The sequence below is a fragment of the Mycolicibacter sp. MU0102 genome, from assembly GCF_963378105.1.
Lineage (GTDB): Bacteria > Actinomycetota > Actinomycetes > Mycobacteriales > Mycobacteriaceae > Mycobacterium > Mycobacterium holstebronense.
On sequence record NZ_OY726398.1, the window covers coordinates 439,425 to 455,680 of the forward strand.

16 protein-coding genes and 1 riboswitch are annotated in these 16,256 nt (G+C 68.3%); of the genes, 8 read left to right on the top strand and 8 right to left on the bottom strand.

The features are described from left to right. Positions 1 to 130: 130 nt before the first annotated feature. The 3 genes from RCP37_RS02085 (at position 131) to RCP37_RS02095 (ending at position 3,360) form a co-directional block, all read left to right on the top strand. Complete coding sequence (locus tag RCP37_RS02085) at positions 131 to 1,888, top strand: MFS transporter (protein WP_308485400.1); 1,758 nt, start codon at positions 131 to 133, stop codon at positions 1,886 to 1,888. A 248-nt stretch (positions 1,889 to 2,136) separates the two neighbouring features. Next, a complete protein-coding gene (locus tag RCP37_RS02090; RefSeq protein ID WP_308485401.1) occupies positions 2,137 to 2,562 on the top strand; it encodes a DoxX family protein in 426 nt (141 codons plus the stop codon). Positions 2,563 to 2,767: 205 nt separating this feature from the next. Then, a riboswitch (M-box (ykoK) riboswitch) is annotated at positions 2,768 to 2,936 on the top strand. 229 nt (positions 2,937 to 3,165) lie between these two features. Next, positions 3,166 to 3,360: an Rv1535 family protein gene (locus RCP37_RS02095; RefSeq protein WP_308485402.1), complete on the top strand. Its 195-nt coding sequence runs from the start codon at positions 3,166 to 3,168 to the stop codon at positions 3,358 to 3,360. A 35-nt stretch (positions 3,361 to 3,395) separates the two neighbouring features. Here RCP37_RS02095 and RCP37_RS02100 read toward each other — a convergent pair whose 3' ends face one another. The 6 genes from RCP37_RS02100 to RCP37_RS02125 form a co-directional block, all read right to left on the bottom strand. After that, positions 3,396 to 3,671 (bottom strand): hypothetical protein, encoded by a 276-nt coding sequence (locus RCP37_RS02100; RefSeq protein WP_024440124.1) that lies wholly within the window; start codon positions 3,669 to 3,671, stop codon positions 3,396 to 3,398. Continuing rightward, positions 3,668 to 8,173, bottom strand: a complete 4,506-nt coding sequence (locus RCP37_RS02105; RefSeq protein ID WP_308485403.1) for a cation-translocating P-type ATPase — start codon at positions 8,171 to 8,173, stop codon at positions 3,668 to 3,670. The genes RCP37_RS02100 and RCP37_RS02105 overlap by 4 nt, the downstream gene beginning before the upstream one ends. A 10-nt stretch (positions 8,174 to 8,183) precedes the next feature. Continuing rightward, on the bottom strand, positions 8,184 to 8,672 hold the full coding sequence (locus RCP37_RS02110; RefSeq protein WP_308485404.1) for a hypothetical protein: 489 nt from the start codon (positions 8,670 to 8,672) through the stop codon (positions 8,184 to 8,186). A gap of 107 nt (positions 8,673 to 8,779) precedes the next feature. Further along, on the bottom strand, positions 8,780 to 9,583 hold the full coding sequence (locus RCP37_RS02115; RefSeq protein WP_308486900.1) for an exodeoxyribonuclease III: 804 nt from the start codon (positions 9,581 to 9,583) through the stop codon (positions 8,780 to 8,782). 31 nt (positions 9,584 to 9,614) lie between these two features. Further along, complete coding sequence (locus tag RCP37_RS02120) at positions 9,615 to 10,538, bottom strand: N-acetylglutamate synthase, CG3035 family (RefSeq protein ID WP_308485405.1); 924 nt, start codon at positions 10,536 to 10,538, stop codon at positions 9,615 to 9,617. A gap of 9 nt (positions 10,539 to 10,547) precedes the next feature. Then, positions 10,548 to 11,141: a peptide deformylase gene (locus RCP37_RS02125; RefSeq protein WP_308485406.1), complete on the bottom strand. Its 594-nt coding sequence runs from the start codon at positions 11,139 to 11,141 to the stop codon at positions 10,548 to 10,550. 175 nt (positions 11,142 to 11,316) lie between these two features. Between RCP37_RS02125 and RCP37_RS02130 the strand changes: the two genes are divergently transcribed. The 5 genes from RCP37_RS02130 (at position 11,317) to RCP37_RS02150 (ending at position 14,660) form a co-directional block, all read left to right on the top strand. Then, positions 11,317 to 11,625, top strand: a complete 309-nt coding sequence (locus RCP37_RS02130; RefSeq protein WP_065041516.1) for a nucleoid-associated protein NapA — start codon at positions 11,317 to 11,319, stop codon at positions 11,623 to 11,625. A 65-nt stretch (positions 11,626 to 11,690) separates the two neighbouring features. Beyond that, complete coding sequence (locus RCP37_RS02135; RefSeq protein ID WP_308485407.1) at positions 11,691 to 12,161, top strand: LytR C-terminal domain-containing protein; 471 nt, start codon at positions 11,691 to 11,693, stop codon at positions 12,159 to 12,161. 9 nt (positions 12,162 to 12,170) lie between these two features. After that, positions 12,171 to 12,878 (top strand): superoxide dismutase[Cu-Zn], encoded by a 708-nt coding sequence (gene sodC, locus RCP37_RS02140; RefSeq protein ID WP_373693094.1) that lies wholly within the window; start codon positions 12,171 to 12,173, stop codon positions 12,876 to 12,878. Beyond that, positions 12,835 to 14,022: a glutamate--cysteine ligase gene (locus RCP37_RS02145; protein WP_308485408.1), complete on the top strand. Its 1,188-nt coding sequence runs from the start codon at positions 12,835 to 12,837 to the stop codon at positions 14,020 to 14,022. The genes sodC and RCP37_RS02145 overlap by 44 nt, the downstream gene beginning before the upstream one ends. Then, entirely contained in the window at positions 14,022 to 14,660 is a 639-nt protein-coding gene (locus RCP37_RS02150; protein ID WP_308485409.1) for an LON peptidase substrate-binding domain-containing protein, read from the top strand. Before RCP37_RS02145 ends, RCP37_RS02150 begins: the two co-directional genes overlap by 1 nt. Positions 14,661 to 14,724: 64 nt before the next feature. On the opposite strand, the gene RCP37_RS02155 is transcribed toward RCP37_RS02150, so the two are convergent. Next, the gene (locus RCP37_RS02155) at positions 14,725 to 15,564 is read right to left on the bottom strand and encodes a mycofactocin-coupled SDR family oxidoreductase (protein WP_308485410.1); all 840 of its coding nucleotides are present in this window, start codon (positions 15,562 to 15,564) and stop codon (positions 14,725 to 14,727) included. Positions 15,565 to 15,660: 96 nt separating this feature from the next. Beyond that, on the bottom strand, positions 15,661 to 16,254 hold the full coding sequence (locus tag RCP37_RS02160; RefSeq protein WP_308485411.1) for a TetR/AcrR family transcriptional regulator: 594 nt from the start codon (positions 16,252 to 16,254) through the stop codon (positions 15,661 to 15,663). Between the last annotated feature and the right edge of the window lie 2 nt (positions 16,255 to 16,256).

The following is a 16,256-nucleotide window of genomic DNA, read 5'->3' on the forward strand; positions in this document are numbered from 1 at the left end:
ATTCGTGCACTGCCACGCTATCGCAGCGCAGCAGCCGGCGTAAGCCGCTGCGGATGCCGGAAATGAATTAGGTAACTGATCATTTGCTTAGCTAACATATGCGCCCGGGGCAGAGTTAGCTGGGAGAGTCATGACGGCGCAGATAGAGCAGGTGAGCACCGACGTCGCGGACCCGGGCGCGGTCGCCACCGCTCGCCGCCGGCTGCGCTACGACCGCGACCACCCGCGCTACAAGTGGGTCGCGCTGTCCAACACCACGCTGGGTGTCCTGCTGGCGACCATCAACGGCTCGATCGTGCTGATCTCGATGCCGGCGATCTTCCGGGGTATCGGACTGAACCCGTTGGAGCCCGCGAACGTCAGCTACCTGCTGTGGATGTTGATGGGTTATCTGCTGGTCTCGGCTGTGCTGGTGGTGTTCTTCGGCCGGCTCGGCGACATGTTCGGCAGGGTGCGCATCTACAACCTGGGCTTCGTGGTGTTCACCGTCGCGGCGATCGCGCTGTCGATCGATCCGTTCGATATGGGCCGCGGTGCCCAGTGGCTGATCGCGTGGCGGGTGGTGCAGGGTGTCGGCGGGGCGATGCTGATGGCCTCGTCCTCAGCGATCCTCACCGACGCGTTCCCGGCCAATCAGCGCGGCATGGCGCTGGGTGTCAACCAGGTGGCCGCGGTTGCCGGGTCCTTTGTGGGCCTGCTGATTGGCGGCGTGCTCTCGGAATGGGACTGGCGGGCGGTGTTCTGGGTCGGGGTGCCGATCGGAGTGTTGGGCACGATCTGGTCGGTGCGCTCGCTGCACGAACTCGGTGAACGGGCGCCGGCGAAGCTGGACTGGGCGGGCACCGCGACGCTCGGGCTGGGCCTGACCGTGGTGCTGACCGCCATCACATACAGCATTCAGCCGCATGGGTCGTCGCCGACCAGCTGGGCCAGCCCGGCCGTGCTGGGTTCGCTGGGGCTCGGGGTGGCGCTGTTGGTGCTGTTCTGCCTCATCGAGCTACGGGTTGCCTCGCCGCTGCTGGACGTGCGGCTCTTCACGATTCCGGCGTTCGGAATGGCCAACGCGGCAGGCCTGCTGTCGGCGATCGGGCGCGGCGGTATGCAGTTCATGCTGATCATCTGGCTGCAGGGCATCTGGCTGCCGCTGCACGGCTACAGCTACGAATCGACGCCGCTGTGGGCGGGTATCTATCTGCTGCCCATGACGGCCGGGTTCCTGTTGGCCGGTCCGGTGGCCGGTTCGTTGTCGGATCGCCGCGGTGCCCGTCCGTTCACGGTCGGCGGCATGGTGCTGATGGCGGCGACGTTCGTGGGACTGGTGCTGCTTCCGGTGAACTTCGACTACCGGGTGTTCGCGGCGCTGGTGTTCCTCAACGGCCTGGGGGGCGGGATCTTCACGGCGCCCAACAGTGCCGTGGTCATGTCCAGCGTCCCGGCCGACCAGCGTGGTGCGGCGTCGGGCGTGCGGGCCACGTTCTTCAATGCGGGCACGTCACTGTCGATCGGCATCTTCTTCTCGCTGATGGTGATCGGGCTGGCCAACACCTTGCCGGCGGCCCTGGGAGCCGGGTTGCAGCAGCAGGGCGTCTCTGCCGGTGTCGCCGAGCAGGTGGCCAACACCCCGCCGGTGGGCAGCCTGTTCGCGGCGTTTCTGGGCTACAACCCGATTGGTGAGCTGCTGGCACCGTCGGGTGCGTTGGCCGCGCCCGGTGTTGATGCCGAGGCGTTGACCGGACACAGCTTCTTCCCGCAGCTCATCTCCGGGCCGTTCCATAGCGGTCTCGCGGTGGTCTTTGCCGCTGCGGCGGTGATGATGCTGCTCGGGGCGCTCGCATCGTGGCGGACGCCGGGGCACTACGCCGTCGAGCCGGCGAATCTGCGGGACTGAACACGCCGCCACCGCGCCGCGAAGCCCACGCAACTGGTTTCGGTAGCAATCACCAGGTGTAATCGCCATTGTTGGTCGGGTGGCGCTGGATTCGGTGACCGATCGCCGAGCAGAGGCGATCCCGGTGACTGCAGGGTCTGCGCCTCCGTGCACACTTCCGCCAGAATGTAGTTGACAATGCAACTAGAATGCCCCTAACCTCTGGGGTAGTTGACTAAGCAACTACAAAATCTGGAAAGGGGTCCGTCGTGGACATCGTGATACTGATCGGCCGAATCCTGTTCGGTGCCGTGTTCGTCGGCGGGGCGCTGGGGCACTTCACCCAGACCGCCGCGATGGCCGCCTACACCGAAAGCAAGGGCATCAAGCCCGGCAAGCTCGCGGTGCTGGGCTCGGGCGCGTGGATGCTCACCGGCGCGGCCTTGGTCATCGCGGGTGCATGGGCGGATCTCGGCGCGCTGATGCTGGCGGCCTTCCTGCTGCCGACGGCGTTCGTCATGCATCCGTTCTGGAACGAGGGGGACCCGCAGGTCAAGGCCGGCGAGCAGATCCACTTCAACAAGGACGTGTCGCTGGCCGGCGCCGCCCTGGCGCTGTTCGGCTTCTTCGTCACCGCCGGTGCCGGCACCGGACTGCAGCTGACCGGACCGTTGTTCGCGTCGCTGGCAGGCTGAGTCGAACCGCCGCTAGGCCCCGCGGCCCGGCTCTGCGCGTTGGTCGCAGAACCGGGCCGTGACGGTCTCATTCTGGTACCAAAGTGACTGGTGTGACACCTCGTGCGCAGGGGGTTTGACGGTATCGCTGCACGTCAGAGACCCTCGACACACCTGAATGGGGTCGAGTTGACCGCACCCCATCGGTGAGGCACTATGGAGCGTGCAAGCACCTCGTTAGGTGAGGCGTCTGCACGGACATAGGCCACTGACCCCGAACGTCGAAAGACGCCCCGGGTCAGGACAGCTCCTCCCGGCTTAAGGGTTGAGCCCAAGTGGCTTCCTGAATAGGGACACGCCGTGCAGTGCCGAAGCTCTGACGAGAGGGGTGCGGTCTTCCGACAGTCGTCGGAGCTGCCCTCCTAAGCATGCGGTGAAACCGGCGCGCCTCTGCGCGCCCGCGACCGAGAGGAGGTGAGGGACGAATGAGTTCCGGTGATAGTCCGAGCCGATATCTGACATCTGTTCCGTCCCCATCCGAACGGTCGCATACCGCCTCCAGCTGAGCCACGACTCCGGCCTCCAGCTGAGCGCGTAGCACCGTTACGCGACTAGGAGGCCATCATGGTTGCAATCGCCTACACCGACATCACGGCTCCGGCCCCGCGTGCCATCAGCGCGCCGAAGACGCTGGACCGCCGTCCTGCCGCACCCACCTCGGACCCGCTGGTCGACATGACCAGCCGGTTGCTCAGTGGTCCGCTGCACCAGATGTACGCACTCCTGTGGCGCGTCGGAGTGCTGACCGTCAGCGACTGAGCTCAACCGACTGCTCGCGCTCTGATAGACGTCTCCTAGACGTCTTCGAGGGCTTCCCCGAGCTGTTCGAGCACCTCGCTGCGGTGGTTGCTGGCCAGAATGTGGCCGGCAGCCACCGCCACGGCCACCGGCCAGTCGATGATCTCGAAAGCCGCCAGCAGCGCCAACCCGCCGTAGTAGGCCAATTGCTCAGGCCGCGGCACCGTCACCTTGCCGAACAGCGGCAATTCAACGGCGAATCCCTCTGCCTCGCGAATGTGGGCTACTGCCTCGCGCTGGGATGCGCTGCGCCGCGGCTTGTCCGCCATCATGAGCCTCCTGGTGGCGACGGGTCGCCGGATGATCGAGCCGCGACTGTTCCGCGGCGAGAGCCAGTGTCCCCATTGTGCACAAGCCGCAGCCGCGGCGCCGGGTGACCGTTGGATGGTGCCTGCGGGCGGTCTGGTTGGCGCGGCCCGGGAACGATGAATTCTTTCGGCTTGGTCGTGTCGTCCTGCGACCCCGACAGCAGCCGCGGCACCACGGCTGCGCCAATAGTGGCCACCGTCGCCGTGCCCAGAGCCTGGGCCCAGCCCAGCGGCCCGATCGGCGTGCAGCCCAGCAGCTGGCTGATACCGGGGATGGTGATCAACGTCCCCATCACGCCCAGCGATCCGACAGCGGTCGCCACCACCAGCGGATCACGCGAATCCAGCAGCGTCTGCCCCAGCTGTGTGGCGACCAGCGACACCAACGCCACCGTCGAGGCCCGCTGCGGACGCCCGGTGACCGAAGCCAGCCCCCAGGCGCCCACCGCGGCCGACGCCGTAGTGACGCCGCGCACGGCCACCGTGCGCCACAGCGCGCGCTCGTCGGGTCCGTGCCCACCGGCGGCGGCCTGCTCGTTGAGCGAACTGACCGCCAGCGCGGTGGCCGGCAGCGCATCGGTCAGCATGTTGACCAGCAGCAGCTGGCGCGCGTTCAGCGGCGAGCGCCCCGTCAGCGCGCTCCCGATGATCGCGAATGCCACCTCGCCGGCGTTGCCGCCCAGCAGCACCGCCACCGCGGCCTGCACCCGCTGCCACAGCTCGCGGCCTTCGTCCAGTGCGTCGAGAAGGGTGTCGACCCGCTCGTCGAGCAGCACCACGTCGGCAGCGGTGCTGGCCGATTCGCTGCCGTGCGCCACCACCGCGATCCCGACCGTGGCGGCCCGGATCGCCGCGGCGTCGTTGGCTCCGTCGCCGACCATCGCCGACACCTTGCCGGTGCGCTCCAGGGTCTGGACGATCTGGACCTTGTTCTCCGGAGACATCCGGGCGAACACCACCCGCTCGGCTACCGCTTGTTCTTGGCCTTTGCGGGACAACGCATCCCACTGCGCACCACTGATCACCTGGTCGCTGTCGACCTCCAGGCCCAGCTCGCGAGCGATTGCGGTGGCCGTCAACGGGTGGTCGCCGGTGATGAGCCGCACCGGGATTTCGCGACGCTTGAGGTCGGCGAGCAGTTCGGCGGCCTCGTCGCGCGGGGTGTCGGACAACCCGAGCAGACCGACGAATGTCAGTCCCTCGCGGCAGAACTCGGCGATCTCCTCGGGTTCGGGGTCCTCGCCCAGTGCGGTGAGTTGCGCGGAAGTCAGTTCCCGGCGGGCCACTGCGATCACTCGTAGCCCGTTGCCGGCCAAGGCGGCCACCGACTGCTTGACGGCCGGGCCGGCCCCGGTGCACGCCAGCACCATTTCCGGGGCGCCCTTGAGGGTCAGTTCGGTTCCCCGTATCGACGCCGAGAACGGACGTCCAGAGCGGAACGGCAGGTGCGCGGCAAGCCCGGCCGGCGCCGACGCGCCGGCCGCGTCAGCGCCCTCCACGATGGCGGTGTCGGTGGCGTGCACCTGGCGGGTGCCATTGGACACCGGGGCCGCGCTTGCCGCCAGGCGCAGCACGTCATGGTCGGTGAAACCGGCCGCCGGGTGCACTTGCGACACCCGCAGCCGGTTCTTGCTCAGAGTGCCGGTCTTGTCGAAGCAGACGACGTCGACGCGCCCGAGCGCCTCCACCGAACGCGGCACCCGCACCAGCACACCGGCCTTGGTCAACCGCCGGGCCGAAGACTGCTGGGACAGGGTGGCCACCAGCGGCAGTCCCTCGGGGATGGCCGCGACGCTGACCGCGATCCCACTGGCCACCGCCTGGCGCAACCCGGTCCGGCGGGCCATGCCCAGGCCGGTCACCAGTGCACCACCGGCCAGGCTGATCCGCCAGGCCTTACTGGTGAGCAGGCTCAGCTGGTGCTGCAACCCGATCGCGGACTGATCGCCGGCAACCAGTTCGGCTGCCCGACGCCCGTGGGTGTCGCCGCCGGTGGCGGTCACCAGCGCCACCGCGGTCCCGGTCACCACGGTGGTCCCGGCGTAGACCATGCATTCCCGGTCGGCCAGATCGGCACCCGGAGTGGCCTCAACCTGCTTGACCACCGTCAGCGACTCACCGGTCAGTGACGACTCATCGACCTCCAGATCGATCGCGTCGATCAGCCGCCCGTCTGCGGGCACCACCTCATGGGCGTGCACCTCGATCACATCGCCGGGAAGCAGCTCCTCGGCCGGGATCTCGCAGTGACTGCCGTCGGGCAGGACCTTGCGCGCCGGTGGAATCTGTTCGTTCAGCAGCACGCTGAGCCGGCGCTCGGCGATGAGTCGCTGTGCGGCGGCCAGCATCGCATTGCCGCCCAACACCGAACCGACCAGGATCGCATCGACGGGTGAGCCCAGTACCGCGCTGGCCGCGGCCCCCAGTGCCAGCACCGGCGTGATCGGGTCGGACAGCTCACTGCGCACGGCCTGGGCGAACTGCCGCAGCAGTCGCGGCGGCGCGGTTGCCTGCGCCCCGCGGCGAGCCAGATCCACCGCCGCCAGCGCAGCCGCTGCGGCCGGCGCATGGTGGGTCGTGGTCGGCTCTTCCAGCTCCGGCGGCGGCAACACCGCCCGTACCTGATCGACCGACATCGCGTGCCACTCGTGCACCGCCGCCGGCCGAGGCACCGCGGCGTCCACGGCACGGCGCGCCAGCCAGTACCCCGACAGTGCGCCGGCCGCCGCTCCCGTGGTCACGGGGCCTGGCCCGCTGCCGCGTACCCCAGGCAGCATCAGCAGTGAGCCCAACGCGGTAGCGCCGGTGGCGATCTCGACCCCGCGGTGGCTGGCGGAGCGGGCGGCGGGCAAGGCATGCAGCACCCGCCACGCGGCAGCCAGGTCGGTTAGCAAGACATCGGCGCACCAGGGCGGGACGCCCTGTTTCGGTAGCACGCCCAGCGCGACGTCGGCCGCGGCCAGCGCGTCGACGGCAACCGCGGACAGCACCGCGACGTCATGGCCTTCGGCCTGATAGGCAATGACCGCGGCGGCCAGCGCCTGGTCTACCGAGGCGCCATCCAGGGGCCGGATCTCGTCGAAGACCGGCCGCAGCTCGCCGAGCGCATCGGCCTCCACCGAGACCACCTCGACGTCGGCGCGCCGCGCCTCGGTCACCACCGCGGCCGCCAACGGAAGCAACGCGGGCTGGAACGACGCCTGCACATCGGAGCGCGACCCGATGCGGTGCCATCCCGGTTTGAGGTCGGCGTCGGACAGTCGGGCCTGGGCCTTCGCCCACACGGCGCGCAGTTCGTCGTCGTCGGCGCCGCGCACCTGCATCACCCGCAAAGTCTCACCGCACAGCACGCGCGGATCGATGACCACGGTGTCGACGCGGTCGAGTTCACGCAGGCTGCCCGGCCGCAGCACCACCGTGCCGTGCTGATCGGCCAGACCGCGGCCAAAGGTGGCGGCGAACGACTCGCGTGCGGTGCGGGTGGCCTTCGGTGCGGTCACCGCGGCGGCCGTGCCGGCCAGATCTGGATTCCGGGTCGCGGCGCCGATCACCCCAGCACCTACGACTTGCGCCCAGGCGCTGCGGGTCAGGTGGCGCTCCACCGGACCCGGCGGCCGCGGCGCCGGTCGCTCGGGGACGGTCACCGGCGGATGATCGGCGTGGTGAGCGAGCTCCGGCTCTTGGCGCCGCCAGGCGCGTGCCTCGGCGCGTTCCTCCCCGGCGCGCATCGCCTCCACCGACAAGTCCACGGCCAGCGTGGTCGGCGCGGTGTTGAGGGTGTGCACGCCGGCGCTGGCCAGCGCCAACAGCGCATCGGTTGCCTGCTTGCCGATGCGGTCCTCGAGCAGTCGGCGCACTCGAGGCTGGTAGTCGATGACGACGACGCCGGCTTCCAGACCGAGCGGCAGGCCCGGCAGGCGCAGCAATCGGCCCACCGTCGCCGCGCCCAAGCCAGCGATGTTGGCGCCGACAGTCAAGGCGCGCAGCGTCTCGGTCATCCCGTCGCCGGGCAGGCTCACCGGGCCATGACCGCGAGATTCCGCCCGAATCCGATCCGTGCGGTACTCGCTTTCGGTGTCAGCCACCACCTGGCACAGTTCGCGCACTGAGACGACTTCACTGCCGGCGGTGGGGTCGAGCCCGACCACCAGGCGCGCCAACGGGTGGTTCAAGCGGACCGAGATCACCCCGGGCAGGGCGCGGGCGGCGTCCAAGACGGCGGTCGCCAGCTCGTCACCGGCGGGGCCGTCGAGGCCACGGATCTCCACCCAGGCCCGCCCGTCGCCGCGGAAACAGCGACGGGACAGCACCGGGCCCCTGTCGCCGTTCGGCAGAATCGCGCCGGCTACCCCGGCAGCGGTCTGAACCGAGGCATCGATCAGCGCTGAGGTCAGTTGGACACCGAAATTCGCCGCCCGAAGCGGCCATGAGCGCCGGACGGCACTCAGGGGAGCGTCTAAATTCACTCGTACCCGACTAGTGGCGCGTGCGCGTGCGGGTGCTGCTGGCGCCGCTGCGTGATTGCCGTGCCGCGGTCTTCTTCGGCTGCGGGCTGCGACGCGATGACGTCGACGAGCTCGCCGACTTCACCGGCTTGGTCGCCTTCGCCGCCGGCGCCGCCTTGAGCGGCCGTACCGACGCAGCGGGGGCCTTGGCCGGCGCCTTGCTGTCATCGGACCGGTTGGTCAGTTGCTTGAGCGCCAGTGCGGTGCCGCCCACCGCGACCAGCACCGGCCACTCGACCAGTCCAGTCACGCCGAGGGCGCCCAGGGTCAGCGCGGCCGCGGGAGTCGAGTGGCTGCCCGTGCGCAGCCCACGCTGCACGCCGCCGGCCGCCCCCTTGATGCCGCCGATTACCCCGTTGACTGCGGCCCCGCCGATCGCTCCGGCTGCCTCAGTGGTCATGGTGACCGCGCGGTTCGCCGCTCCGGCCACCTTTCTTACCGTCCCTGCGACGGCGTTCATGGGAATTCCCTGCCCTTCAAATGAGCAAATTGGATAATCCGCCTATCTTATGCGTGATTTCGCGATCGGTCCGAAATCCACACCGAATTCATAGAACTGCGGGTAAATCAGTCCCGCCGGATCTCGACGAGCACCGGAGCGTGGTCACTCGGTGACTTGCCTTTGCGTTCCTCGCGGACGATCTCGGCGTGCGCGACGCGAGTCGCCAGCGCGGGGGAGCCCAGGATGAAGTCGATGCGCATGCCCTGCTTCTTCGGGAACCGCAGCTGGGTGTAGTCCCAGTAGGTGTAGACGCCGGGGCCGGGTGTGAAGGGCCGAACCACGTCGAGGAACTGTGCGTCGGCCATCGCTTGGAAGGCCAAGCGCTCCGGTTGCGAGACGTGCGTTGCGCCCTCGAAGAACTCCATGCTCCATACGTCGTCGTCCTGGGGAGCGATGTTCCAGTCGCCCACCAGCGCGATCGGCGCCGACGGATCGTCACGCAGCCATCCTTCGGCGGTATCGCGCAGCGCCGCAAGCCAATCCAGCTTGTAGGTGTAGTGCGGGTCGTTCAGGGCGCGACCATTGGGCACGTAGAGGCTCCAGACCCGCACCCCGCCGCAGGTGGCGCCCAGCGCGCGCGCCTCCACCGCGGGATCGGCGTCGGCCTTGCCCCACGCCGGCTGGCCGGGAAACCCGACCTCGATGTCGTCCAGGCCGACCCGCGAAGCGATCGCCACGCCGTTCCACTGGTTCAGCCCGACATGGGCAACCTCGTAGCCCAATTCGTGAAACGGCAGCGCCGGAAACTGGGCGTCGGTGCACTTGGTCTCCTGCATGGCCAGCACGTCGACGTCGGCGCGGGCCAGCCAGTCGGTCACCCGGTCCACCCGAGTGCGAATGGAGTTGACGTTCCAGGTGGCCAGTCGCAGCGCAGTCACGCCAGCCACCCTAAGGCTCGTTCTACGGCGCCGACCCGCTGCCCAGCAGCCGGGCATCGATATAGCGGGTGCGGTGCTGGCCCGCGAAGCCGATGGTTTCGAAGAACTCGAATACCTCGCCGGTGGTCGGCACCTGGGCGTACCCGCGGGTGGCACCGCGCTCGGCCCCCCAGGCCTGCAACGCAGCGCAGATCGCGCGCCCGTAGCCCTGCCGGCTCCGGTCGGCGGCCGCCCGAACCGCCGTCACCCCCAGCCAGCGGGTCCCGTCCGGGCCCTCGGTGACCGCACCACGCCCGACCGCCACCCCAGGAATCGAGGCGAAGATCACCTCACCGTCGAGTACCGCGGTCAACACCTCCACCGGCGCGTCGTGACCGAACACCGCCAGCCAGTCGGTGTCGGGTTCGGCGGCCATCACCACGTCACCAGCGGCCGCGCCGGCCGCGCCGAGGTCGCACACCAGGGTGCGGGTCTCCTGTCGCGTCGGGATGTCCTCCGGCAGCCGCAGGAGGCGCTCCGGGACCGCCAGCGTCGGTGACAGGCCCCGCTGCGCATACCAGTCGATGATCGACGGGATGGCGTTCGCATGGGCAAACATGTCCAGGGGCACAGCCGAATTGGTCGCGATGTCGGCGCCGGGGCCCGCCCGGAGCAGCCAGCCGTCCAACCAGTGATGCTCACTGCCCGGCCAGGCCAGCGCGGCGGCATGTTCGACGGAACGGATCGCCGAGTTCTTCACCGGCCGGTCGGTCAGCCGGCGCACGTACAGCACGTCGGCGTGCCGGCACTCGTGCACCACCCCGTCGGCCGAGCGGACCCGCACCAGCGATCCGGCCTGCACCAGCTGCCCGATCACATCGCCCATCGGCGGCTCGGAACCCGGGGCGCGCAGGTAACGCAGACTCACCCGGACGCCGACCTCAGGGAGTGCGGGTGGTTGGGACATGAAAGCTCGTCAGTGACCGAACGGATCGGGCACGTCACCCGGCATCCAGGACAGGTCGGGCACACCCCACCCGTTGGCCTTCAACGTCCGTTTCGCGGCGCGGGCGTTCCGGCCCACCAGCATGTCCAGGTAGAGCAACCCGTCGAGGTGGCCGGTCTCGTGCTGCAGCATCCGGGCGAACAGCCCGGTGCCCTCCAGCGTGACTGGGTTGCCGTCGGCGTCCAGCCCGGTGACCCGCGCCCATTGCGCCCGGCCGGTCGGAAACGATTCGCCGGGCACCGACAGGCAGCCTTCGTCGTCGTCATCGGGGTCGGGCATGGTTTCGGGCCGTTCGGAGGTCTCGAGCACCGGGTTGACCACCACGCCGCGGCGCCGCGTGGTGGAGCGGCGGTCGTCGGCGCAGTCGTAGACGAAGACCCGCAGCCCCACGCCAATCTGATTGGCGGCCAAGCCGACGCCGTTGGCGGCGTCCATGGTCTCGTACATCGACGTGATCAGCTCACCGAGGTCAGCCGGCAACGAGCCGTCATCAGCGACGGGCACCGGGCTGGTCGGCGTGTGCAGGACGGGATCGCCCACAATGCGGATGGGTAGGACGGCCATGACCGCAAATCTTAAGGTGACCGTTGGGTGTCAAGTGCAGCGGCCACGGCGACGCGCGGGGCGGGCTCCCGGTTCAACGCAGCCTGCCGTGATTCAATATTCGCTCAGAACACTCCGCCGAAAACAACCGAACGTTTGCAGCGAGAGAACTTTCCGGAAGGGTCCAGGAATCGATATGGACGGCGCCATGGCGCAGGCGAATCGCTCAGGGGACGATTCGGAACCCGCAGACGGTCTGAGCCGTCGCGAACACGACATCCTGTCCTTCGAACGGGACTGGTGGAAGTACGCCGGCGCCAAGGAAGAGGCCATCAAGGAACGCTTCGCGCTGTCAGCGACCCGGTACTACCAGGTCCTCAACGCGCTCGTCGACCGGCCAGAGGCCCTGGCGGCCGACCCGATGCTGGTCAAGCGGCTGCGCAGGCTGCGGTCCAGTCGCCAGAAGGCGCGTGCCGCGCGCCGGCTCGGTTTCGACATCACCTGATTGCCTGACACCTTGATTGCTGGGCGTTTATAGGTCATGGCCCGCTCCTCGATACAGTGGGCGCAATGAACGACCACGTTCCTGACTCCTCTCGACTCCCGCTGCGGGCGATGGTGATGGTGCTGCTGTTCTTGGGCACCGTCTTCCTGCTGGTTGGGTTTCAGGCCCTCGGATCGTCGAGCACCGACGACGACGCCGACCACTCGACGACCGCGCAGCCTGTCTCCACGACCTCGGCGCCGGCCAAACCCGAACGCCCGGCACACAAGTCCGACGTGCGGGTATTCAACATCTCTGAACAGGCGGGGCTGGCCGGGCACACCGCCGACCGGCTGCGCGAAGCCGGCTGGAATGTGACCGAGATCGGGAACCTCGAACTGCCCGAGGTCGCCCAGACCACCGTCTACTTCAGTGACGCCGAGGGCGAGCAGGACGCAGCACATTCGGTGGGCCAGGTGCTGGGTGCCGCCGTCGAGCCGCGCATCCCAGAGGTGGCCGAGCAACCACCGGGCGTCATCGTGGTGGTCGCGGGTTAAGCTCCTCGCATGGTCACAGGTCACCGCAGAGCTCTCACCGCCGTCTTCTTCGCCACCCCGGCCATGTTGTTGGCGGCGTGTAGTCCCAACCAGCTGCCTTCCGACGCGCCCGGCACCACGCCGGCCATCTGGACCGGGTCGGCGGCGCCGTCGGCCACGGAGTCCGAATCGGGTGGCTCGGGCGGCTCGGACAATCTCGTCGCACACCTGACGACCCCGGACGGCGGCCAGGTCGCCACCGCCACGTTCGAGTTCAGCAAGGCCGGTGGCAAGGAGTTCGCTACCGTGACCGTGCGGACCACCAGCAGCGGGGTGCTGTCGCCCGGTTTCCACGGCCTGCACATCCACGCCGTCGGTAAGTGCGAAGCAGAGTCGGTGGCCCCCACCGGCGGCGCGCCCGGCAGCTTCCTGTCGGCCGGCGGACACTTCCAGGCACCTGGCCACAACGAGCACCCGCAGAGTGGCGACCTGACCTCACTGCAGGTGCGCTCCGACGGCACCGGGCTGTTGGTCACCACCACCGACGCGTTCACCAAAGCTGAACTGCTGGCCGGCGACGGGACCTCGCTCATCGTCCACGCCGACGACGACAACTTCGCCAACATCCCGGCGGACCGCTACACCCAGGTCAACGGCACGCCCGGCCCGGACCAGACCACGCTGACCACCGGAGATGCCGGAAAGCGGATTGCCTGTGGTGTCATCGGCGCCGGATAGCCCGCCGAACTGGGCTTCCTCGAGATCGGAAGCCCGAATCGAGTTCGCTCGCAGCGCCCGCCCCACGATCGGCGTGGAATGGGAGCTGGCCTTGGTCGACGCCCAGACCCGTGATCTGAGCAACGAAGCCAGCGCGGTCCTGTCCGAGCTTGGCGAAAACCCGCGCGTGCACAAGGAATTGCTGCGCAACACCGTCGAGCTCGTCACCGGTATCTGCGACAACACCGGCGAGGCCATCGAGGACCTGCGCCAGACGCTGACGACGACCCGGCCGATCGTGCACGCCCAGGGTATGGAACTGTTCGGCGCCGGCACCCACCCGTTCGCGCAGTGGTCGGCACAGAAGCTGACCGACGCGCCGCGCTACGCCGAGCTGATCAAACGCACCCAGTGGTGGGGCCGGCAGATGCTGATCTGGGGGGTGCACGTCCACGTCGGTGTCTCCTCGTCCTACAAGGTGATGCCGATCATCTCGTCGCTGCTGCAGCACTATCCGCACCTGCTGGCGTTGTCGGCGTCGTCGCCGTGGTGGGACGGCCACGACACGGGTTACGCCAGCAACCGCGCGATGATGTTCCAGCAGTTGCCCACGGCGGGGCTGCCGTTCCAATTCCAGACCTGGGAAGAGTTCGAGGGTTTCGTCTACGACCAGAAGAAGACCGGGATCATCGACCACACCAACGAAATCCGTTGGGACATCCGGCCATCACCACATCTGGGCACCATCGAGGTGCGGGTCTGCGACGGGGTGTCCAACCTGCGTGAGCTGGGCGCCCTGGTGGCGTTGACGCACTGCCTGATCGTCGATCTGGACCGGCGGCTGGAAGCCGACGAATCCCTGCCCACCATGCCGCCCTGGCATGTGCAGGAGAACAAGTGGCGCGCGGCCCGCTACGGGCTGGACGCCGAGATCATCCTGGATGCCGACAGCAACGAGCGGCTGGTCACCGAGGACCTCGATGAGCTGCTCAACCGGCTGGAGCCGGTCGCCGCGCGACTGCAGTGCGCCGACGAGCTGGCGGCCGTCGCCGACATCTACCGAACGGGCGCGTCGTACCAGCGCCAGCGCCGGGTCGCCGAGGAACACGACGGCGATCTGCGTGCCGTGGTCGATGCACTGGTGGGCGAGCTCGATATCTCGTGATGGAACTGCCGATGTTCCCGCTGGAATGGGTGTTGCTGCCCGGCGAGGAGCTATCGCTGCGGATCTTCGAGTTGCGCTACACCGTGCTGGTCGGCGAACTGATTCGCAGCGGCGATCCGCGCTTCGGGGTGGTGCTGATCGCTCGCGGCCGGGAGGTGGGCGGTGGTGAGCAGCGCAACGACGTCGGCGCGATGGCCCGCATCACCCAGTGCAGCGAACTCGGGTCAGGACGGTACGCATTGCGTTGCCTGACCGGGGAGCGAATCCGGGTGCGTGAATGGCTCGCCGACGATCCCTACCCGCGGGCGATCACCGAGGAGTGGCCTGACGAGCCGTCAGAACCGGTGACTGACAAGCAGTTCGGTGAGCTCGAGGATCGCATTGTCGCGCTGCACAAGCGGATGGCCCAAGCCCAGCGACGGTGGGTGATGTCGGGGCGCAACAGTCTGCTGGGTGGTCGACGGCTGCGCTCGCTGGATCCGGCGCAGCGGCTGTACTCGCTGGCCTGCCGGGTCCCGATGGGGGAGGCCGACCGCTACGCGGTGCTGGCGGCGCCGTCGCTGTCCGACCGCTTGGCTGCGTTGTACGAGGCGATTGAGACCGTCTCGGCGCGAGTCGAATTCGACATCCCTCGTTGACTCTGCGCCCACCGGGAAAAAGTGCGAGTGAGGTTTCTGGTGGACGCAGAGTCGGCGGGGTGGGTTACTTCAGGCAGCTTCCCGCGTCGACGGTGAGCGTAAGTCCGGTGACATACCGGGCCTCGTCGGAGGCCAGGAACAACACCGCGTTGCTGATGTCGACCGCGTCCACCCAGGGCACCGGCAGGGTGTGGAACATCTGGCAGATCGGGGCCATGTCCTCGGGGCCCGGGTTCTCCAGGTCCGGGCGGAACATCTTCCAGGTGCCCTCGTTCATGATCATTCCGGTGCTGACGTGGGTGGGGTGCACGGTGTTGACGCGAATGTTCTGGTGGCCCAACTCGACTGCGAAGGAGCGCATGATGCCCACCACGCCGTGCTTGGCCGCGACGTAGTTGCCGCAGTGTGGGTAGGCCTTCAATCCGCCGACGGAGCTGGTCAGCACGATCGAGCCGCCTTTGCCTCCGGAAATCAGGTGCGGTACGGCGGCTTTGACCGTCTTCCACACTCCGGAGAGGTTGACGTCGATCATCTCCTGCCAGTCGTGTTCGCTGGTCTGGTCCAGGGTGTCGCCGCCGTTGCCGATGCCGGCGTTGGCCACGACGATGTTCAGGCCGCCCAGTTCTTCCACGCCGGCGTCCACCGCGGCCTTGAGCCCGTCATAGTCGCGCACATCGACTTCGGCGGTGAAGATCCGACGGCCGCGGGCCTTGACCAGATCGACGGTCTCGGCCAGGTCCTCCGGGGTGGCCGGCGGAATGGGGGAATCCTTGACGATCCGCTTGCAGACGTCGATCGCGATGATGTCGGCGCCCTCCTCGGCCAGCCGCACCGCGTGGCTGCGGCCCTGACCGTGGGCCGCGCCGGTGATGAAGGCGACTTTACCTTCGACTCTTCCGCTCATATCCGCACCTCCAAATAATTGGTCGATCGATCAGCAACGGTGGCAACGGTGACACCAATCAGGTGGGGTTGTCAACAGTCGCCGCGGCCGCGCGGGTTAGGAAGTAGTGGGCGGCGGTCCCAATCGGCCCAGTTGTCGATCGATCAGTGCGCGCAGTTCGTCGTGCCCTTGGGTGACGCCGACAGCGCTCTCGTTACACAGGTTGCGCGCGGTTTGGGCGATCAGGATCGAGATCGCAATCGGCGGGTATTCCGCCAGATCGACACCGTTGGCGCGCAGCGCCACCGTGACGGCTGCGGTTTCGATGTCACGCACTCGCTCGGCATAGGCCTTGAGTTCGGTCCGGATGGCCTTGCGATGGTTGGCCAATGCCATGAACTCGGTGTTTAAGCTGGTCATGCGGGTATCGCTATTGATTTCCCACAGTGTGCGCAGTGGATCGTCGTCGGTCAGGGCGGCGCGCATCCGGTCCAGCGCGACATCGGCGCCGGCCCGCAGCACCTCGACGAACAGATCATCCATGGTGGGGAAGTAGTAGTAGACCAGGGCTTGGCGCACACCGGCCTCGGCCGCGACCCGCCGTGAGGTCGCCGAGGCATAGCCTTCGTCGCGCATCAATCGTGCCGTCGCCTCGATCAGGCGGCGTCGGGTGGCGTTGTCGGTCGATTTGGCTTTGCGCGGAGCCGCCATTC